Below are 19,319 nucleotides of genomic sequence, written 5' to 3'. Positions count from 1 at the left end.
CCAGAGCGGCGACAGTACAAATCATGGGGGTTCCAGTCATGCGTCTTGCATCCGCGTTTGCGGTTACTCTTTCCTGCGCGCTCGCCGCGCCTGCGCTGGCGCAGACCGCTGCGCCGTCCGACCAGACCGAACGCAGCGATGCCTTCACGCTGGGCCAGATCATCGTCACGGCGCCCTCGCCGACGGCGCCCTCGATCACATCGTCCACGCTCGATGCCGAAGCCATGCAACTGTTCAATCGCACCAGTCTGGACGACGCGGTGAACCTCATGCCCGGCGTGTCTTCGTCGAACAGCGGCGGATCGCGCAACGAACGCCTGATCAACGTGCGCGGGTTCGATCGCTTTCAGGTTCCGCTCTCGATCGACGGCATCCGCGTCTACCTGCCCGCCGATGGACGGCTGGACTATGGCCGCTTCCTCACTGCCGACATCTCGCAAGTGCAGGTCGCCAAAGGCTATGCCTCGGTGCTGGACGGCCCGGGCGCGATGGGCGGGGCGATCAACCTCGTCACCCGCACCCCCACGCAAGCGATCGAGGCAGAAGCGCGCGGCACCCTGAACCTTGGCCGTGAGGCGGAATACAGCGGCTACAACCTCTTCGCCCTGCTCGGCACCCGGCAGGACAAGTGGTACGCGCAGGCGAGCTACACGCGCAATTTCACCGATCACTGGGACCTTCCCGGCAGCTATGAACCGACGCCGGGCTCGGCCGAGGACGGCGGCCACCGCGACCTCTCGCGCACCGAGGACTGGCGCGTGAACGCCAAAGTCGGCTTCACGCCCAATGCCACCGACGAATATTCGCTGAACTACACCCGGCAGGAAGGCTCGAAGAACGCGCCGCTGCACATAACCGATCCGGTCTCCAGCCAGCGCAACTGGTCCTGGCCGTACTGGAACATCGACAGCATCTACTTCCTCTCGACCACCGCGCTGGGGGATTATGGGACGCTGAAAACGCGCGTCTACCGCAATAGCTTCGACAACCTGCTGAGCGCCTTCGACGACGCCACCGAGACCACGCAGACGAAACCACGCGCCTTCAACAGCTACTATGCCGACACCGCGTGGGGCGGCTCTGCGCAGCTCGATGTCGACGTCAGCCCCGCCAACCGCCTGAGCGTGGCCGGGCATTACCGGCGCGACAAGCATGTCGAATGGCAGCAGGTCTTCCCCTCGGGCGCAACCGAGCCGAAGCAGACCAGCATCGAGGAAACCTACAGCATCGCCGCGGAAAACCGGCTCGCCTTCAGCCCGACACTCGCGCTGACGGCCGGCGTCAGCTTCGACTGGCGCGATCTTTCCAAGGCGGAGGACTACGCCAATAACGCGCTGATCGAGTACCCGCTGCACAACGGCAAGGCGCTCAACGGTCAGGCGCAGCTCAACTGGACGCCCGACAACGTTACTAGTCTTCATGCCAGCATATCGTCGCGGGCGCGCTTCCCGACGATCTTCGAACGCTTCAGTTCACGCTTCGGCGGCGCGGTATCCAGCCCGGATCTCAAGGCCGAGCGCGCTACCAATTACGAGATCGGCGGCTCGCGCGATTTCGGCCCACTCCATGCCGAAGCGGCCCTGTTCTATTCGCACCTCAACGATGTGATCGTCGCCTTCCCGTTCCTTTATCAAGGACAGTCGGTCACCCAGAGCCGCAACCTTGGCAGCGGCAATTACTACGGCGGCGAGATCGCCTTGACCGCAAAGCTTGCCAACACGCTGAGCCTCGGCGGCAATTACACCTACACCCACCGCGACCTTGACGATCCGACCAACAGCGCCTTCCAGCCAACCGGCGTGCCCACGCACAAGGCCTTCGTCTGGGCAGACTGGTCGCCGCTCGATGGCCTGCACGTTCTGCCCAATGCCGATATCGCGTCGAACCGCTGGACGGTGAACACCGCCGGCACGCGGTACTACCGCACGGGCAGCTATGCGCTGGCCAATCTCACCGTCAATTACGCGCTCTATCGGGGTGTGGAAGTGGGCGCGGGCGTGCGCAACCTGTTCGATGACTACTACGTGCTCACCGATGGCTTCCCCGAGCCGGGCCGAAGCTTTTTCCTGAGCTTCCAGTACAAGTACTGAGGCGCCGTCCTCATTACTGCATGGTCAATCCCGCCGCTTCCGCCGCGCATGTTGCGGCGGGCGGCGCGGATGGCCGGGACGCGAGTTCGGCCCGGGCGGCATCGAGATCCGCGCGGAAGGCCTTGTCCGCATTGAGGCGCGCGACGGCCGCCGCCGCCATCAGCCGTCCCGCATCCACGTCGCTGGCCCAGTGGGCGTTGCAGACCAGTCGGCTCTCGCCGAAAGCATAGCCTCGCTGGAGGATGGCGTCGGTATGCTCCGGCACCAGTTGGGTGAAGATCAGGGCCCAGCCCCATCCGAGTGCACTGTGGCCCGAGGGATAGGAGCCATCGGTCCGCAAGGTGGCTTCATCGGCGGGAAGGCAAGTGCCGTTGCCATGCGCGACAAAGGGGCGGACGCGCTGGTAGTGATCCTTCGCCTTGTAGGTCGACAGGCCGATATCGATCATCGACTTGCCCAGCAGCCGGTAGAGGACCGGCGTCCGCTTCGGATCGGGTGTGACTCCGGCGGCGCAGGCGAAAGTCTGGAAGGCATGGGCAGGCTTGAGATCGGCATCGCTGGCCGCCTGCACGAAACGCGGCGAGCCCGGCGCGCGTGACATCGCCTTGCTGACTTCCTCATCGCGCGCAAAAGCTGCCGATTCCGCTGCGGGCGGTGGCGGCAGCAGGGCCAGACTGTCAGGCAGCTGGTCCATCGGCAGATAGCCCTTGGGCATGCCGGGAGGCAGCTTTGCGGTGATGCTCGGCACCGATCCGGCTGACGTTCGGGCCGAAGTCTGGCCGTCCGGCGCCTGAGCCGCCGCCGAGACGAAAGTCGCGGCGGCGGCCAGGGAGGACAGGAGTGCGGCGCTACGCACTCCGCCCATCAACTCGATCCAGCGGATGCGTCAGCCATCTTGGCGATTGCATCGTCGATGGTGAAGCTGTTGGGACGCTGGATCGGCGGGAACTCCTTGAAAGTATCCGCAAACATCGCGGCGCCCGTCTGTGCGGCGTAGATGAAGTACGCGTTGTACAGGAACCAGTCGTAGTACGTGTTGGACGTGATATCGGCGAATTCGTAGGGGTCGGTTCGCAGATTGAACAACTTGGGGAGGCGTAGCCGGGTGAAGGGCTCGGCCCAGACCTGCATCGTTCCCTTGCAGCGCTGTTCGAGGAACACCAGCTTCCAGTTGTCGTAGCGCATGGCGAGGATGTCGCCGTCGTCGCTGATGTAGAAGAAGAAGTTGCGCGGGCTCTTCTCTTCCTTGCCGGTGATGTGGCCCAACAGGCTCACCCCGTCGATGTGGTTCTTGTAGGTCCGGCCGATCGCCGAGTAGCCGTTCTTCACTTTCTCGACGATGTCGGGCGCGCCGGCCATTTCGAGGAACGTGGGCAGCCAGTCGTGATGCTGGACGATGCCGTTGGAAACCGAACCCGGCTTCACCTTGCCCGGCCAGCGGATCACCAGCGGAATGCGGAAAGCGCCTTCCCAGTTGGTGTTCTTTTCGCTGCGGAACGGCGTCATGCCGCCATCCGGCCAGGAATTGCGATGCGGCCCGTTGTCGGTCGAGTACATGACGAAGGTATCATCGGCGATGCCCATCTCGTCGAGCGCGTCGAGCACCTCGCCCACGTTCTTGTCATGATCGATCATGGTGTCGTGGTAATTGGACTGCCAGCGGCCGGCCTGACCGAGACTTTCCTTCTTGGTGTGCGTGAACATGTGCATGTGAGTGGTGTTGAGCCACACGAACCAAGGCTTGCCCTCCGCCTCCTGCTTCTTCATGAAAGCGAGCGCGGCAGCGACGAACTCGTCGTCGCAGGTCTCCATCCGCTTCTTGGTGAGCGGGCCGGTATCCTCGATCTTCTGCTTGCCCACCTTGCCCCAGCGCGGCATTTCGGTGGGATCGTCCACGTCGGTCGCCCAGCTGTGAATCACGCCGCGCGGACCGAAACGCTCCTTGAAGTGCGGCATATCCGGTTCGTGCGCGGGATAGTGCTCCATCTCCGGCTCTTCCTCGGCATTGAGGTGATAGAGGTTGCCGAAGAACTCGTCGAAACCGTGGTTGGTGGGCAGCATGTGGTTGAGATCGCCCAGGTGGTTCTTGCCGAACTGCCCGGTCGCATAGCCCTGCTCCTTCAGCAGCGCAGCGATGGTGACGATCTTCTCGTTCATGCCGATGGGAGCGGCCGGAATACCCACTTTCGACAGTCCGGTGCGCAGCACGCTCTGCCCGGTGATGAAGGAAGAGCGGCCGGCAGTGCAGCTTTGTTCGCCGTAACTGTCGGTGAACTTCATGCCTTCCTTGGCAATCCGGTCGATGTTCGGCGTTCGATAGCCCATCAGACCATCGGTATAGCAACTCAGGTTGCTGATTCCGATGTCATCTCCCCAGATTACCAGAATGTTCGGCTGTCCGTTCGGCATCAGACTTTCCCTTCGAGTATTTAAGCCAATAGTCGAAGGTTCGGCGGCCCGTATCTATCGGTAGTTTCCCTGAACATCGCACAATGCGCCCCCGACGCCCGCGGCATTTCGTTTTGTCTTTATTGTTTTTGCGGCCCCCGCACTTCGCCGGAGCGCCCCCGGAGATCCGTCCGCAAATCCTAGGGGTAATCCCCGATTCATGCGCAGGCTTCGGTACTTCAGATTTGCCCGGGACATTTGCCGATCAGCCACGACGATCCCGCTGGAGAAGGCTTCGATGGAATTCGTCAAACATCTCCTGCCGCTGCTGCTGACGGGCAGCCTTGCCCTGATGATTATCGCGGCCGGCATCGCATCCTCACGCGGGGACTTCGCCTATGTGCTCGCCCGCCCGGCGCTGCTGGGCCGCGCGATGGTTGCCATCGTCGTCATCCCGGTCCTGATTGCGGTTGTCATCATCGCGCTGTGCCCGATTTCCCATTCGGCGAAAGCCGGGATCTTCCTGATGGCGATTTCTCCGGTGGCCCCGCTCATGCCCGGCAAGGCACTGAAGTTCGGAGGCCATGGGGCATACGTATATGGCCTGCAGGCGGCCGGCGCGGTGCTGGCGCTCCTGTTCGTGCCGACACTGGGCGAACTGGGCTCGAAGTTCTACGACGTGGATGCCCATTTCCCGATCGGCGTGGTCGCGCGGAACATCTTCGTCGGGCTGGTGATACCGCTGGGAATCGGACTGGTGCTGGGCCGTCTGGTCTTGCGGAAGGTTTCACCGGCGCTTCCGCGCACACTGATGATCATCGCCAACCTGCTGCTGATACTCGCCTTTCTACCGATCCTGGCCAGCCTCCTGCCGGACATCGGGGCATTGATCGGCGACGGGACCATTCTGGCCATGGCAGTCGTGGTCGGCACAGCCTTGATCGGAGGGCACCTGCTGGGCGGCCCTGACCCGGCCAACCGCGCGACGCTCGCCTTCTCGGCATCGATGCGTCACCCCGGCATCGCGCTCGCCCTTGCCGGGGCCAACCATGCCGACAAGGCGATAACCGCTGCCGTGCTGTTGTTCCTCCTCGTCGGCCTGGTGGTGCTTATTCCCTACCAGGTCGCCCTCAAGCGGAAGGCCGCACCGGCCTGAAGAAGGCCTGTCTTCTCAAATCACCTGCAAGGCACCGCCGGCAGCAGCGGAGGCGCGCATGGCGTCCATCACCTGCATCGTCGCCAACCCGTCTGCAAATGTCGGAGGCGCAATCGACGAACCCGCCTCAGTCCCCGCGATCCGGGCCATCAGTGCCTCGCACAGGCGCGTGAAAGGGCCCATCTCGAAGTGCGAAAGCCGGTCAGCAGGCGGCGGCGGAGGAAGCTGCAAATCCGCAGGCACCGGCAATTCGCGAGTGCCGCTCCTGTCGGCCACGAACACTTTGCCGCCTTCGATCCAAACGGTGCCTTTCGAGCCCGCGCAGCGGCACAGGCTCGCAGGTGCACCCCAAGCTCCGGCCGACTGCTGCATCGAACCCTCGACACCGTTTTTCATCAGAAAGCGCATCGAATAGCTGTCTTCGGCAACGCTCTCGCGGTCCGACACGGTCATCAGGTTGGCGCTCAGCAAGTGGAAATCGCCAAGCCACGCGCGGATCTGGTCGATCAGGTGCGACCCGCCCGCGCCGAGCCATCCGCCGCCGAATTCCACATCGAACCACCACTTCGGCAATCGCGCCTCGGGATCGGCGCAGAACGGGATGAACTGGTCCAGCACCAGAAATCGCGGCTCCCCGATCAGACCTTCGGAGATCGCGCGCCCGAACAGCGCACGCTCAGGCAGCCAGCGGAATTCGTGCGAGACCATATGGACAATCCCGGCGCCTTCGGCGGCCCCCAGCAAGGCCTTGCCCTGCGCCGCATCGAACGCGAAAGGCTTCTCGCAAAGGACATGGCAGCCACGCGCGATCGCCGTTCGCGCAAGCGCCGCATGGGTGCTCGGCGTGGTCGCGATAGTCACGATCCTGGCGCCAGTTGCGCTGATCGCCTCGTCAAGATCGGTGAAGAATGCGGGAATGCCGAGCGATGCAGCCTTGCGCTCCAGACGCTCGGCGTTTCTGCCCACCAGGCCGACGATATGAAAACCGGCTGCTCGCAAGGCCGGAACGTGGATTCGGCAGCCGAAGCCGGTGCCGACGACCAGGACGCCGAAATCTGCAGTGCCCATATCTACGCTTTCCCTTCCCCATCCACGCTTCGGCGTGTTCGTTCGGGCAAGTTATGATAGTAAATACTATCTTGCAAGGCGCCACCGCGATAGGGCGAGGATATAGCGCGGCTCAGAGCCGGCCGTGGGCCCGCTCAAGCGCTATTCCGGCAAGGTTCTGTCCGCGCCGGACATACCGGATCCGCACGCGATCGAAATCGCGGACCGATGTCTGAAATGTGGCAAGGTATTCGGCAAATCTGGGCGCAACGCGGCGGGTCGCGCCGTTGATCTGGTCCACGACCATGGTCGAATCGCCGAGCAGGGTCACGTCCCTGACGCCAAGCGAACGCGCCAGTTGCAGCCCCTCGATAGCGGCGAGCCATTCCGCATCGTTGCTGTCGCCGCGCCCCAGATCAGTCCGGAGGAAGGTCCTTCCCCCCGCGACTACCGCCGTTTCGATCGGCCCGGGATTGGGACGACAGCCGCCGTCGAAATAGATCTTCACGAATGCGCTTCGCCGGGATTGCGGGCAAACCAGATAACATGATCCGCCCCCCCTTCGCGGGCGCATTCATCCACGACGACTTCGGTCACGTGGAACCCCACTTCCTTGAGGCGCTGGACGAAGTTGGCGCAAGTCGAGGCCGACCAGACGGCAAGGATGCCACCCGGCTTCAGCGCCAGACGCGCCGCCTTCAGCCCGCGAACGGTGTAAAGGTGATCGTTCTCAAGCCGCGTGATCCCCTCAGGCCCGTTGTCGACATCGAGCAGGATCGCATCGTACCCTGCCCGGGCGGAATCGATCAGCATCGCGACATCGTCGTTGACAAGCAGGACCCGCGGATCGTCGAGGCAACCCGCGGTCAGGCGCTGCATCGGCCCGCGCGCCCATGCAATGATTTCCGGCACGAGTTCGGCCATCGTCACATGGGCATCGGGGCCCAGCACCGCCAGGGCCGCGCGCAAGGTATAGCCCAGACCATAGCCGCCGATCAGCAGTTCGGCCGCAGGCCGATTGCCAAGCCGATCGCACGTCATCGTCGCCAGCGCCTCTTCCGAGGCGCTGGCCCGTGTACTCATGAGTTCGGTGCGATCGAGCAGGATCGTGAACTCATCCCCCCGCTGCACCAGACGCAAATGCACGCCGTCGGGCACTTCGGCAGTGTCTATCTGTTCATGCCCGGCAATCGTGATGCGTTTGGGGGACGGAGGCGGCTCCGTAGCCGATTTTACCGTGATGACTTGCGTGCCTTGCGTGCAGCATAACGCGCGTCACGCGCCGCCTTGAGTTCGGCCTCCGTTGGCGGGACCACGATAGCGGCGGCCTTTGCAGCTTCGGCGATTCTCTTGGCTTCGGCCCGCTCGGCCGCGCGCTTTGCCCGCAGTTCCTCGCGCTCACGCGCCTTCTCGGCACGTTCGGCCAGCACCGCGGGATCGACTGCGGGCTTCGCCTTCAACTGGGCAAGCGCTTTCGCTCGTGCCGCCGAAGCAGCCGCAACGCGATCCTGAAAGCCCGGTTCCTTGTATCCTGCCATTGATTGTACCTGATGTTCCTCTGAGATCACGAGCGCGCGTAAGCGATGCGCCGACAACCATCCGCTGCGTGATCGTGCCTGAAGCGCCTAGCACGAAGAGTCTCCGGAAGCGACCTGCCAATATCGGAAGCGGTTTGGGGCTCGCGAAAACTTAAGGCAAAACGAATCCCACAGTCGCCTGCGCGACCGGTCGATGCTCGGCCTCCTGCCACAGTCTCACGTCGAGAGTGGCCAGCCTCCTGCCCAATTTCAGCACGGGCGCATCGGCAACGATCGGCGCCAGATGGCAGGCCCGCAAGAACGTGATGTTGAGCGTATTCGTAACTGCCATCGCCACCGGGCCAACGTGAGCAAGCACTACGGCATAGGCGGCAACGTCCACCAGGCCCATGAGCGTGGGGCCGGAAACAATGCCGCCGGGCCGGACCATGTCACTGCCGGGGTTAAGCTGCATCCGCACGTGCCCGGGTTCCACAGACACCAGATCGCCGAATGCCGGCCGGGCAGCCGCCGGAAATGCCGCGTCCAGAAAGAGCGCAAGTCCCGCAAGATCGAAGCGGAGCCGATCGTCGGAGATCGGGTTCTGAGATATTGTCGCCATCGGCGCACCTTACGGCATGGAAAGCGCCGGGCCCAGCGTTCTCCCAGTATTTCCGCGGCGCCGGCGAGCGCCATGGAAACGCGAACCGAGCGATGACAAAAATATAATTGGCTGACGGGAATTAGCCCATTTAGCCGCAACAAACCATGAACAGAGCGAAGACATATCTGCATGACCCGCTTGAGCCCGACCACGCTCATGCAGAAACGGCCCTGTGCACCCGGCATCAACACCCGTCGATAACTTTGAAATTGCAGGTCATTTATAAAACGATGAAGGCTCTTTTCCGCTCCTGCGCCCTGCTTTCGATGGCAGCTATTGCCCTTCTGTCGGAGCCTGCACTGGCCGATGCCGACAAGTGCAAGTTCGATATGATGGCGAAATTGCCCGTTGTCATGGAGGGTGAGCGAGCCAGCGTCGCGGTGAAATTCAATGGCAAGGACAGCCGCGTCTGGCTCGACAGCGGCGCCTTCTTCAATTTCATGCCCAAGGCCAAGGCAATGGAACTGGGTCTTTCGACCGGGCCCTTGCCTGCCGGCTTTTTCGTGAGCGGGATCGGCGGCAGCTTTACCCCCGAACTGGCACGCGTGCGCGACTTCGGCATCCTTGGTGCCACACTGCACAACATGGAATTCGTCGTCGGCGGCAGCGACAGCGGCAACGGATTTCTTGGCGCTAACCTGCTCGGCATTTGGGATACAGAATTCGACCTCGCCAAAGGGGCCGTCAATCTGTTCAAGGAAGCTGGCTGCAGCAAAGTAAGCATGGCTTACTGGGGTGCGGGCATGTCGGTGGGTGAGGCACGGCTGCTAGGCGGCGCGTTCCCCAACGATCATCACATCTATGTGGAAGTGTTCGTCAACGGCCATCCGCTGCGCGCCATGCTCGACTCCGGAGCGCCGACTTCCGTCATCGGCCGCCACGCCGTGGGCCAGGCCGGGATCGATCTCACGGCACCGCAGGTCGTGGCATCGGTCAATATGAGCGGCGTCGGGTCGCATGAGCGCAAAAGCTGGATCGTCCGCACCAAATCCATCTCGATCGGCGGCGAGAATATCGCCAACAGCCCGATCCGTGTGGTTGATGACGCTGCCGACGACAAAGATTACGACATGTTGCTCGGCGTCGATTTCCTGATGGCCCACCACGTGCTGATATCGCAGCCGCAACACAAAATGTTCCTGACGTACAATGGCGGCCCGATCTTCTCCGCCAGCACCGACCGGGAAATCGGACGCCACAGCACAACGCTGGGGAAAGACCTCGGCGCAAGCGAAACGGTGGCCGAGCCCAAGACCGCCGATGAATTTGCCGGGCGCGGCTCCGCGCGGCTCATCAAAGGCGATGCCGTTGGCGCCATCGCCGACTTCACGGACGCCATCAAGCTGGCGCCGGAAAACGCCAACTTCCTTGCCCATCGCGCCCAGGCCTACATGCGGAATGGACAACGCGATCTGGCGACGAAGGATGTCGGCGCCGCACTGGCGATTACCCCCAACGACCACCGCCTGCTCACCACCCGCGCACAGATCGCGCTGGCCAAGGGAGACAGGGCGCAGGCGCTGGCCGATACAGAGGCGGCCGCCGCAAACACCCCCAAGGGCTCGCTCGACGCAATGAGCCTGGTGCTGCTGTACGAGCGATTGGGAATGCCCGATCGGGGACTGGCGCTTATCGATCCGGTCATCGAACTTCACCGGGGCGACTCCAAATACCCGGCCTTGCTCAACGCGCGCAGCTGGAACCGGGGCCTTGCCAATGCCGATCTCGATAGCGCGCTGAAAGACATCAACACCGCGCTCAAGAAGGCCGGGCCGAATGCTGGCATGCTGGACACCCGCGCGCTGATCCAGTTCCGGCGCAAGGACTATGTCTCCGCCATCGCCGATGAAAGCGCGGCTCTCGACAAGCAGCCCGATCTGGCCGCCGCCCTGTTCACCCGCGGCCTCGCGCGCGCGGCCAACGGCGACGTCGTCGGCGGAAATGCGGATATCGACTCCGCTCGCAAATCCCGACCAGGGATCGAGCGGCGCTACGCCGCCTACGGGCTGCTGGCACCCGGAGCGAAGCCCGCGATGTTATCAGGGGCGTCGTCAGTCGAGCCTGACGATGCCGAGGATCAGGATAATGGTGACCTTCTCTGATCCTCAGCTGTCGGTAGCTCCATCGCTATGGTCTGCGGCCGTGAGTCTCGTCCGTGATGAAAGCGGCAATGGCGCCTAACCTATCGGCATAGTGCTCGATCTCTCCGACACTGAGATTCCGGGGAATGCCGCTGATGACCAGTTGCAGCGAAACGGTGCCCGTGGGCGAAAACACGGGCGCGGTGATATAGCCAATCCCGTCCTCGCCCAGATCACTGAGGTCGAGAAGCTGCACTTCGCGCGGCGTCAGGTGGCTCACCAGATCGAACACGGACGACCAGTAAGCCTCGTCGCGCTTCTGACCGGCCGGCAGCGCGGTCGCCTCGCGGGCGTGGCTGGTACTGGGCCCGTTGGCGGCAACCGCGTAGCCGCGCCGCCGAATTACGGGGAATGCCGCCAATAGCCGTGCACGAACCGCTTCGCTGATGTGGGGGGTCGCCTTGTCGAGATATGCGTCGATCACCGCATCTCCACCCCAGGCAACATGGCAAAGCCCAAGCGGCGGCACGAGCGGACGGCGCTCTCCCACGCGCGTCAGGCCGCGATGCGATTGCGGCGTCCCTTCCTTGGCCAGCACCAGAATCTCGTCATCGACCACGGTGTTGGCGCTGCACTGAACGTTCAGTTCCAGTGCCAGGCGTGCAATCTCGCGTCGTGCGATGTCGATCCCGCGATGTTTTTCCACGGCCGCTTGCCCGATCGCCACCATCGCCATGCCCAGCGAATAGGTTCGCTGCTTTTCATTGCGCGAGAGGAACCCGGCCCCGGCCAAAGTGGTCAGGATTCGATGCGCCGATCCGTTACTTAGCCCAAGATGTCGTGCGATTTCCGCCAGCGAGAAGCTTTCCGTGGGCCGCGCGGTGAGGAAGTTCAGCACGTCGATCACGCGAGCGGTCGGATTGGACGTGTCTGGCAAGGGCGAACTTCCTGTCCCGAGATTTACAAAGGTATTGACTCCAATCTTCGTAAATCACATCGTTCCATAAATAACAATATATATTCCAATATTGGAACGGATGAGATGATGGAAAGGCAGAACGAACTCGATCTCCACGGCAAGGTCGTGATTATTACCGGAGCCAGCCGGGGTGTGGGCAAGGAAGCCGCGCTCCAGTTTGCCGCACGCGGCGCGCGGGTGGTATTGGCGGCCCGCACGGTGGAGGTCGACGAAGCCTTGCCGGGGACGATCGGCGAAACGCTCGCTCGGATCGAAGCTATGGGCGGCGAAGCCATCGCCGTGGCGACCGACCTTGCCAGGGAGGACGATCTGAAGGCACTCGTCGATGCTGCAGTATCCCGCTTCGGCGGCGTCGACGTCCTCGTCAACAATGCCGCCGCGACCACGGGCGATATCTGGGGCAAGCCGTTCCTCGAATTGACCCGCGCCGAGTGGCTCTACCAATTCGACGTCAATGTGCACGCGCCGTTCACGCTTACGCAACTGGTCGTGCCGATCATGGAAAAGCGCGGCGGCGGGCGCATCATCAATCTGTCCACCGGAAGCGGCGAGGTTTTCCGCCGGGCCGAGGAACCGCCGAAGCTGGACGCCGTCGGCACGTTCAGCCTCGCGGTGCCGGGTTACTATTCGAGCAAGCGGGCGCTGGACCGTTTCGGCAATTGCATGGCACCGGAATTCCACGCCCGGAACATTGCAATCATCGGCATGCATCCGGGACTGGTCTCCACCGAACTGGTGCAGATCCGGGTGAAAGAGCGCGGACTGGATGACAGCGTGGCGGTGCCCATGGCCGTGCCTGCGCGGATGCTGGTCTATTTCGCGGCCTGCGAGAACCCTTGGGAATATACCGGGCGCCTGTTCTGGGCAGAACGAGAGATGGCCGAGATGGGCATCGAACTCGATCCCGTCGCCAGCGATGCGTAGAGCCAACCATCCTCAATTCTGCCTAGCAATCTACGCTGCGGGAAGAGAAATGGAGAGCGGTCCAGTTCTTGGGCCCGGTCAACAGCTCGCCACAGACGGATTAATCGGTGCCGGTCGCGCGTAAACCGCCGTCTCGGGAGGAACTCGCCACCGAACCGGAAGGGTGAAGCAACGAACTCCGCGGCGCGACTGTTAGCATTGAGGGCGGCCTTTCCCACGGCGCCGAGCTAAACAACACACGCGAATGCGGTGTGCCCCGGCGCCGTTGCTTCGCCCCATCCCACAAGAGCGCAAAGGCCGTGCGGAAGAATTGGTAGATGCGAAGAAATTGATAGCCGCTCGCTGCCCTCGCGCCCCGCCCTCCACTACCCAATCAAAAGCAGGGAAGGTCCCACCCGTTGCTTTGGGAGGCAGCCGAATTCAATGAAATTGCTCCAGAAATTGTGGGACAACATTTTTCTAATCATTTGTAATCCAAGCGCACAGCGAAACTGCAATCGATTATATTCTCGCCAACTCACCAACTAATTATGATCTTACAAGTCAAATTTTAACGGGCGGAATTACAAAATCATCAATTCATTTTCGTAATACACGAAGAATGATATGATGCCCCTCGGGAATCGAGGAGGTAACATTGGCTGAAATCGACGATCAAACTGACATTCCCGACCATTTCTTTATTGCGATGGATCTGGATGGCAAGCCGCATTACGTGCTGTGCGGATCGGTATACTCCTTTGCGGAGGATGCGCTTTCCGAATCGGCACTTGCAGGGATCAAAGCACTTTTTGAAACGCTGACCCTCAATGCAACACCAATCACCGAAGAAAATAAGGACACCGCTCCAGTCACTATGAAATTCTATTCAATGCAATCTGCACTATTGGGTCAATCCGCACATAGATCCGGTAAATGACACTTGAGCCTCGTGCTCGAGATTTAAGCAAGACCCTTTTCCTGGCGCGAAAGGCCGCCCGCATCGCCGGTGTTACGCGCATCGGCGATGTTTCCCGGTTCGCCGTGCCGGGCATACCGGTGTTTCAGGCAATCCGCCCCTTTTCGAAATCGCTGAGCGTTTCGCAGGGCAAGGGCATAACGCCGATGGCCGGTACTGTTGGCGCCCTGCTCGAAGCGGTCGAACTCTGGGCAGCGGAAAATCTGCAGCCACCAACCTCCCGGGCACGGCTGATCGATCTCGATCCCTCGGATCGGTTGTTGTGGTCGGGCGACAGGCACGCACTCGCCCTGTCACTGGCCTCCCACCGGGAGCGCTACTGGCTGGATGGACTGGACCTCTTCAACCATGCGCCGTGCAAAGTCCCGTTCGATCTTCTGTCGCTCGATTTCACGCAGCACTGCTTTGAATTCAGCGTGACCTCCAACGGCCTCGCTTGCGGTAACAATGACGACGAAGCACGGGCATCCGGAGTGGCCGAGCTGCTGGAGCACCATTGCTGCGCGCAAGTCGAAGCACTCTCGCCGCGAGAACGCTGCGCGCAGCAAGTGGTGCTCGCAACCATCGACGACCCCGTTCTTATCCGACTTATACGGCACATTCAGGCGGCGGGCTTTCAACTGCGTGCCTGGAGCATTGGCGACGCATTCGGGATCGCTGCCTTCCAGTGCCTGATTACCGAAACGAAACGCCAGTTCGACGATCTCGCCCCCTCGGCCGGCAGCGGCTGCCATCCGGACAGACGTGTCGCCTTCGCACGGGCCATGCTCGAAGCCGTCCAGTCGCGCGCGACCCTGTTCGCCGGCGCGCGCGACGATCTTGAAGCGCAATCCTATGCAATGGGGAGGCAGCAGGAATTCGCCGTCCTGCTTTCATACCTCGGGTTTGGCGAAGGCTCCCACCGCTGGCACGACATACCGACCCGCGAGGGGCTGGACGCCCCAGCCCGCCTGCACTTCCTGTTGCAGGCGGCGCGGTCAATTGCCGACGTACCGGTTGTCGCGTTCAAGCACCAACTCCCGGTGGAGGGCTTGAGCCTGTGGCATTGTCTGGCGCCCGGCCTCATGGATCTGGCGAGAGCGAATGAGCCCCATGAGCCGGATCGCCGCGCCCCCACCATCTTGCGCGCGCGCCGTCGCGACACCGTTCTGTTCGCGGGGCCCAGCCTATACGGCCTCGACGTTGCCGACGATATCGAAGTCCGCCCGCCCGCCGTCTGCGGCGATCTGGCCGCGCTTCTCGACAAGCCCCCCGCGACGGTGGCGCTGATCGACGGCTTCTTCCGAACAGCGCGCACGACTTGGCACAAGGAAATACTCAGCTTGCTGGCAGCCGGCGTCCGCGTAATCGGCGGCGCGAGCCTCGGCGCGATCCGCGCTGCCGAGCTGGATGTCTATGGCATGGAAGGGATCGGCGATATCTACGACGCCTACCGTCGCGGCACATTGATCCGCGACGACGCGGTGCTCATTTGCCATGCCCCCCGCGAGCTTGGCTACGCTCCCATGACGACGGCTCTCGTCGACGCGGAATTCGTGTTGGCAGGCCTCGACGTTGAGGAGAGAGACCGCCGCATGATGCAGCGCATCGTGCGCACCACGGATTACACCGTCCGGACCTGGCGCCACTGCCGCGCGCTTTTCACGCAGCGTACCGGGCGCGATTTTCCGGTTCCGGCCGATCAGCTTGAGCGTTGCCCTTCGATCAAAAGACACGATGCGGAGCGCATTCTCGAAGCGATGCGCAAGCCGCGCACAGGCGCGGTCGCAGCTTGCGCAGAGCCTCCCCGAACTTTCTACTACGAACAGCTCCTCACCAACGCGGAGCCAGTATTTGCGCAAGGTTCGACTTGATGAACGTGCGATGTTCGATGGGGTTGAGCGGCAAGGTATAGTCCACCCACTCCATCACATCCTCCAGCTGCGGCTTCGTCGGCTGCTGCCAGGCACGCAAAAAAGCATCCCTGAAGCGCTCTTCGATTTCTGCCATCAGGCCGTCGCTATCGTCCAGCCTTACGGCATTCGCCATGCGGACGGCGGTGTATTGCAGCCCCATTTCGCCCGATACGGAGAAATGCGCCTCCGCGTCCTCCGCAAATCCCCGCAGCGCCGCAAGGACCGCGTAATCGGCGTGATAGTCGCTGGGCGGGAATGGATTCTGCCGGAACGCCCGCTGCATCAGGTCTTCCGCCGCCTCGAAAAGGCCGAGGTGGCACATGCCGAACGCGCACATGTTCACCATGTCCGGATCGTTCGGCAATGCCGCCAGCGCGGCCTTGAACTCGCGTTCGGCATGCGCGACATTGCCCTTGCGAAGCTCGCACCATGCCTGACGCAGCCGCACTTCGCAGTGCCCGGGTTGCACCTTGACCGCCTCCCGTAGATGCCGTTCGGACGCCTCCCTGAAAGCCTGAACGTCATGGCCGCAGACCTGCTGCCAGAAATCGGTGTTGTACATACGAACCAGCAGCAGCCGGGCGGCGATATGGGCCGGATCCTCCTCGACCAGCTCTTCCAACAGAGCCACCGCCGCTTTCACGGACTCCAGATCGCCCAACTGGCGGATCAGCAATCGCGCCCGCGTGTATTTCGCGCCTTCCTCCGCCAATTCGCCGTCGTGCGACCACAGCTGCCTTTCAAGATCGCGGTCGATCGCGGGCAGGACGACTCCGCTCGCCTTCTCGACCAGCATGTCGATCGCCTCGATCTCCAGCGCCGCGAGCCGGATAGTTTCGGCCCAGAGGATCACGTGGCTTGCCGCATTGGCAAGTTGCAGGCTGGCCTGATAGCCGGAACCGATCTGCCGCACGTTCCCGGATAGGGAATAGATGGCCAGAGCATGTTCCGCCTCGGCAACGACGGAGCCGACATCGCCTTCGTCGAGCGCCAGGACGTGGAGGCCGCGAAACTGGCAGACGGCGCTGCGGATCTCGTCGACGCAGGCCTCGCCGAACGAGCGCACCGCATCCTCCTGCCCCTGCGCGCGGAGCGGCGAGACCAGCACAAGCGGCATCATGTCGCGGCTGCGCAGCGCTATGCTGGGAGAATTCGCCCTTCGCCCCCCGCCGCCCACTGCGTCCTGGGAAGGCGAGATACCTTCAGCCAGTGAATGGAACAGTTCGCGCGTCCGCGCCGATGGGCGGGCGCCGAACTCGCTGTCGAGCCGATTGCACAGCTCGCGGTAGCGGCGGTGGAGCGAGCTGCCATCACCGATGTCATGGTCGAGCCGCATGCCCAACCGCGCGGCGGCTTCGTTGGCCGGCTCAAGGCGATCGAGCGATCGCAGGATTTCGCGGGCGTGCTTCATGTCATGCAAGCCCGCGCATCGCAGGGCGTCGAGCACCTCTTCCAGTACCTGCTCGCGCAGCCGGACACGCTCGGCCATCAGCCATTCGTCGAATCTCGGCGAGAGGTCGAGAAAGTCCTCCAGCACATCGCCATGCGAATGGCCCAGCACCGTGGCCAGGACCTCCAGATCCTGCGCGTGGGCCGCCTTGCTGATCAAATCCAGATCGGATTGCACCCGCTGCCCATCCAGATGAACGGCATCGCGATCCATGGCGAAAGCCTCGCCAAGGCCCGACAGTTCGCGCAGTTCCTTCAGCGCCTGTCGAAGGCTCGCTCTGGCTTGCATGGGTGCCCGATCGCTCCACAACAGACCCGCCAGGCTTTCCCGCGTCGCGCTTCGGTCCGGAGCCAGCGTCAGATAGGCAAGAATGCCCCGCGCCTTCCGCCCCGGCAGCGGCATGTTCGCCCCCTGATGCCGGATTGCGAATACCCCCAAGAGGTTTACGCAAACCGGTTGCATCTCGGCGTTGCAGTTGTCCACTGAAGCAGTCACGCGCAGTTTCCATCCGCTGAAGTCGTACCGCAGCCGCCTTCAAGTCATGGCCTGTATGTGCCGTCATGGAAAATGCCTCTTTAAGTATCGTATAGCAAGCAAGGGGTGCCTTTATACGGCACCCCCGCCCATTTATTTGGCTCGCCCGGCCTATTTCGACCCAGTCAACTAATACGACTTCTATTGGACAACCGACGCCTGCGCGATTTGCGACACCGGATTTGTCGCAAGGTTGATGGCGATATCCCGCTGCCGCCGGACCTCACGCTGGGCGTCCTGCATGCAACGCGTGCCGCCCCGGTCCTCCCATGTGGAATGGAAATTGTTGTCAGCGCAGACCTTGCGAACCGCCCGGCTCAGGCGCCGATCGAGCATCGCCACGCCCTCAGGGGTCGCCAGATTGAGATCGCTGTAGTGAACCTGTTCCGTGCGCACGACTTCCCGGGCATGCAAGGCCGCCGGAACGCAATTCGCGGCGATCGTCAGCAATAGAAAAGCAGCGCCGACCGAATTAAATCTGATCGTGTTCATTTCCCGTCTCCAGGCTGGTCCGGCAAAAACTACCGGACGAGGAGGTCATGGGACGGGACACGTGATCGGCCACTTCGGGCCCGCGTGAAAAAAGCGTGAAAAATGCTATGGGGCGGAAATGAGCGGCGAGACCGCCCCTTTTTAGGCTGACTTCGCGATCCGGGCGCGCAGCGCCTCTTCGGTGACGATCTCGATCGGCCGTCCTGCGTCGCGCAGTTCCTGCGCCTTGCGATGGAGTGGGCTGGCATCCACCCATCGGCCGTACGGCTGCGCGCTGGCGATCACCAGCATCGTGGTCGTCATGCCCACCGTGCTGACAACGCGCGCGCCGGCCTGCGCCGCCCACTGCGCCAGCGGACCATCCCGCGCCTCGCCCAGCACGGCAAGGCGCGCCCCCGAAAGCGGCCCCGAAGCGGCGGGCGCAGGGGCTTTGCCCCGCACACGCTGCGGCTTGGTCATCCAACCTTCAAGATCCACGCCGGTCGACTCGATGGCCCTCAGGATCACGATGCCCGCCGCGCGGGCATCGCTCAGCGCGTCGTGATGGCGGTGCTCGATCCCGAGGAAGCTGGCGAGGACGTTCAAGCGATGGCTCGGCAATTGCGGCCAGGCCCGTTTGGCCACCGAAACGCTGTCCAGCCAGCGTGTTTCGATGGCGGGGCGCTCGCTCACCCGGCAGGCCGCGCCAAGTGCGCCCTTGTCGAACCATGAATGGGCAACCGTGATCCGCCCGCTCAGATAGGCATCGACCGCCTCGTGGATCTCGCCATAGGAAGGCGCGCCGACAACGTGCCGCGCCGTGATCCCGTGGATGCCCACGTTGAACGGAGAGAACTCGTCACGCGGATCCACGAGCGTTTCGTAGGCGAAGACTTCCTGGCCGCCCTTGAATCCGACGATCCCGATCTGACAGATGCTGCTGACCCGCGAGCATGCGGTCTCTACGTCAACAACGACGAAATCGGGCGCGTCGGAAGCAAGTGCGGTGGGCGGCGTATTCACGGGATTCAACGAGAGCATGCGCCGCCTATAGCAAGGCGGTCCCGGCTGGGCGAGGCCGCCATGCCATAGGCGGCCCCATACGGGCGGATTTCGTCGATCTGCCCCGTATAAAATGCTCGCCTGTCATGATAATCATGAGGAA

Annotated in this window: 17 protein-coding genes; 6 read left to right on the top strand and 11 right to left on the bottom strand. The window is 62.7% G+C overall.

Annotated elements, in window-relative coordinates; all coding sequences use genetic code 11:
- Positions 1-38 precede the first annotated feature (38 nt).
- A complete protein-coding gene (locus EDF56_RS06325) occupies positions 39-2,090 on the top strand; it encodes a TonB-dependent receptor (RefSeq protein WP_132385914.1) in 2,052 nt (683 codons plus the stop codon).
- 13 nt (positions 2,091-2,103) lie between these two features.
- On the opposite strand, the gene EDF56_RS06320 is transcribed toward EDF56_RS06325, so the two are convergent.
- Together EDF56_RS06320 and EDF56_RS06315 are read right to left on the bottom strand one after the other, a co-directional pair.
- Positions 2,104-2,955 carry a phosphatase PAP2 family protein gene (locus tag EDF56_RS06320; RefSeq protein WP_132385913.1) on the bottom strand — a complete coding sequence of 284 codons (852 nt, stop codon included), beginning with the start codon at positions 2,953-2,955 and terminating at the stop codon, positions 2,104-2,106.
- Entirely contained in the window at positions 2,955-4,499 is a 1,545-nt protein-coding gene (locus EDF56_RS06315) for an arylsulfatase (protein ID WP_132385912.1), read from the bottom strand. Before EDF56_RS06315 ends, EDF56_RS06320 begins: the two co-directional genes overlap by 1 nt.
- Before the next feature lie 277 nt (positions 4,500-4,776).
- Here EDF56_RS06315 and EDF56_RS06310 point away from each other — a divergent pair, with 277 nt between their 5' ends.
- Entirely contained in the window at positions 4,777-5,634 is an 858-nt protein-coding gene (locus EDF56_RS06310) for a Na+-dependent transporter (RefSeq protein WP_132385911.1), read from the top strand.
- Positions 5,635-5,649: 15 nt separating this feature from the next.
- Here EDF56_RS06310 and EDF56_RS06305 read toward each other — a convergent pair whose 3' ends face one another.
- The 5 genes from EDF56_RS06305 to EDF56_RS06285 form a co-directional block, all read right to left on the bottom strand.
- A complete protein-coding gene (locus EDF56_RS06305; protein ID WP_132385910.1) occupies positions 5,650-6,702 on the bottom strand; it encodes a Gfo/Idh/MocA family oxidoreductase in 1,053 nt (350 codons plus the stop codon).
- Between the two features lie 112 nt (positions 6,703-6,814).
- Positions 6,815-7,189: a reverse transcriptase-like protein gene (locus EDF56_RS06300; RefSeq protein ID WP_243652426.1), complete on the bottom strand. Its 375-nt coding sequence runs from the start codon at positions 7,187-7,189 to the stop codon at positions 6,815-6,817.
- The gene (locus EDF56_RS06295; RefSeq protein ID WP_347812969.1) at positions 7,186-7,839 is read right to left on the bottom strand and encodes a spermidine synthase; all 654 of its coding nucleotides are present in this window, start codon (positions 7,837-7,839) and stop codon (positions 7,186-7,188) included. The genes EDF56_RS06300 and EDF56_RS06295 overlap by 4 nt, the downstream gene beginning before the upstream one ends.
- A gap of 74 nt (positions 7,840-7,913) precedes the next feature.
- Complete coding sequence (locus EDF56_RS06290) at positions 7,914-8,219, bottom strand: DUF6481 family protein (RefSeq protein ID WP_132385907.1); 306 nt, start codon at positions 8,217-8,219, stop codon at positions 7,914-7,916.
- Between the two features lie 151 nt (positions 8,220-8,370).
- Positions 8,371-8,820, bottom strand: coding sequence for a PaaI family thioesterase (locus EDF56_RS06285; RefSeq protein WP_132385906.1), 450 nt, complete (start codon positions 8,818-8,820; stop codon positions 8,371-8,373).
- Positions 8,821-8,966: 146 nt separating this feature from the next.
- Here EDF56_RS06285 and EDF56_RS06280 point away from each other — a divergent pair, with 146 nt between their 5' ends.
- A complete protein-coding gene (locus EDF56_RS06280; protein WP_132385905.1) occupies positions 8,967-10,964 on the top strand; it encodes an aspartyl protease family protein in 1,998 nt (665 codons plus the stop codon).
- A 25-nt stretch (positions 10,965-10,989) separates the two neighbouring features.
- Here EDF56_RS06280 and EDF56_RS06275 read toward each other — a convergent pair whose 3' ends face one another.
- Positions 10,990-11,880: a helix-turn-helix domain-containing protein gene (locus tag EDF56_RS06275; protein ID WP_165912103.1), complete on the bottom strand. Its 891-nt coding sequence runs from the start codon at positions 11,878-11,880 to the stop codon at positions 10,990-10,992.
- Positions 11,881-11,988: 108 nt separating this feature from the next.
- On the opposite strand from EDF56_RS06275, the gene EDF56_RS06270 reads away from it, so the two are divergent.
- The 3 genes from EDF56_RS06270 to EDF56_RS06260 all read left to right on the top strand — a co-directional run bounded on the left by EDF56_RS06270 (position 11,989) and on the right by EDF56_RS06260 (position 15,657).
- Positions 11,989-12,846, top strand: a complete 858-nt coding sequence (locus EDF56_RS06270) for an SDR family oxidoreductase (RefSeq protein WP_132386316.1) — start codon at positions 11,989-11,991, stop codon at positions 12,844-12,846.
- A 637-nt stretch (positions 12,847-13,483) separates the two neighbouring features.
- Positions 13,484-13,765, top strand: a complete 282-nt coding sequence (locus EDF56_RS06265; RefSeq protein WP_132385903.1) for a hypothetical protein — start codon at positions 13,484-13,486, stop codon at positions 13,763-13,765.
- Positions 13,762-15,657 carry a YcaO-like family protein gene (locus tag EDF56_RS06260; RefSeq protein WP_132385902.1) on the top strand — a complete coding sequence of 632 codons (1,896 nt, stop codon included), beginning with the start codon at positions 13,762-13,764 and terminating at the stop codon, positions 15,655-15,657. The genes EDF56_RS06265 and EDF56_RS06260 overlap by 4 nt, the downstream gene beginning before the upstream one ends.
- Here EDF56_RS06260 and EDF56_RS06255 read toward each other — a convergent pair.
- The 3 genes from EDF56_RS06255 to EDF56_RS06245 all read right to left on the bottom strand — a co-directional run bounded on the left by EDF56_RS06255 (position 15,617) and on the right by EDF56_RS06245 (position 19,177).
- On the bottom strand, positions 15,617-17,437 hold the full coding sequence (locus EDF56_RS06255; RefSeq protein ID WP_165912101.1) for a BTAD domain-containing putative transcriptional regulator: 1,821 nt from the start codon (positions 17,435-17,437) through the stop codon (positions 15,617-15,619). The two genes, EDF56_RS06260 and EDF56_RS06255, sit on opposite strands and share 41 nt — an antisense overlap.
- 387 nt (positions 17,438-17,824) lie before the next feature.
- A complete protein-coding gene (locus tag EDF56_RS06250; RefSeq protein WP_165912100.1) occupies positions 17,825-18,133 on the bottom strand; it encodes a UrcA family protein in 309 nt (102 codons plus the stop codon).
- Between the two features lie 183 nt (positions 18,134-18,316).
- The gene (locus EDF56_RS06245) at positions 18,317-19,177 is read right to left on the bottom strand and encodes an exonuclease domain-containing protein (RefSeq protein ID WP_243652425.1); all 861 of its coding nucleotides are present in this window, start codon (positions 19,175-19,177) and stop codon (positions 18,317-18,319) included.
- Positions 19,178-19,319 lie beyond the last annotated feature (142 nt).

Source organism: Novosphingobium sp. PhB165, assembly GCF_004341845.1.
Taxonomy (GTDB): Bacteria; Pseudomonadota; Alphaproteobacteria; order Sphingomonadales; family Sphingomonadaceae; genus Novosphingobium.
This window is presented reverse-complemented; position numbering and strand designations above follow the sequence as displayed.

Excerpts from the sequence above, each read along its gene's own strand:
- EDF56_RS06325 (WP_132385914.1), top strand. The coding sequence starts at position 39 with ATGCGTCTTGCATCCGCGTTTGCGGTTACTCTTTCCTGCGCGCTCGCC.
- EDF56_RS06320 (WP_132385913.1), bottom strand. The coding sequence starts at position 2,955 with ATGGGCGGAGTGCGTAGCGCCGCACTCCTGTCCTCCCTGGCCGCCGCC.
- EDF56_RS06315 (WP_132385912.1), bottom strand. The coding sequence starts at position 4,499 with ATGCCGAACGGACAGCCGAACATTCTGGTAATCTGGGGAGATGACATC.
- EDF56_RS06310 (WP_132385911.1), top strand. The coding sequence starts at position 4,777 with ATGGAATTCGTCAAACATCTCCTGCCGCTGCTGCTGACGGGCAGCCTT.
- EDF56_RS06305 (WP_132385910.1), bottom strand. The coding sequence starts at position 6,702 with ATGGGCACTGCAGATTTCGGCGTCCTGGTCGTCGGCACCGGCTTCGGC.
- EDF56_RS06290 (WP_132385907.1), bottom strand. The coding sequence starts at position 8,219 with ATGGCAGGATACAAGGAACCGGGCTTTCAGGATCGCGTTGCGGCTGCT.
- EDF56_RS06285 (WP_132385906.1), bottom strand. The coding sequence starts at position 8,820 with ATGGCGACAATATCTCAGAACCCGATCTCCGACGATCGGCTCCGCTTC.
- EDF56_RS06280 (WP_132385905.1), top strand. The coding sequence starts at position 8,967 with ATGAACAGAGCGAAGACATATCTGCATGACCCGCTTGAGCCCGACCAC.
- EDF56_RS06270 (WP_132386316.1), top strand. The coding sequence starts at position 11,989 with ATGGAAAGGCAGAACGAACTCGATCTCCACGGCAAGGTCGTGATTATT.
- EDF56_RS06260 (WP_132385902.1), top strand. The coding sequence starts at position 13,762 with ATGACACTTGAGCCTCGTGCTCGAGATTTAAGCAAGACCCTTTTCCTG.
- EDF56_RS06255 (WP_165912101.1), bottom strand. The coding sequence starts at position 17,437 with ATGCAAGCCAGAGCGAGCCTTCGACAGGCGCTGAAGGAACTGCGCGAA.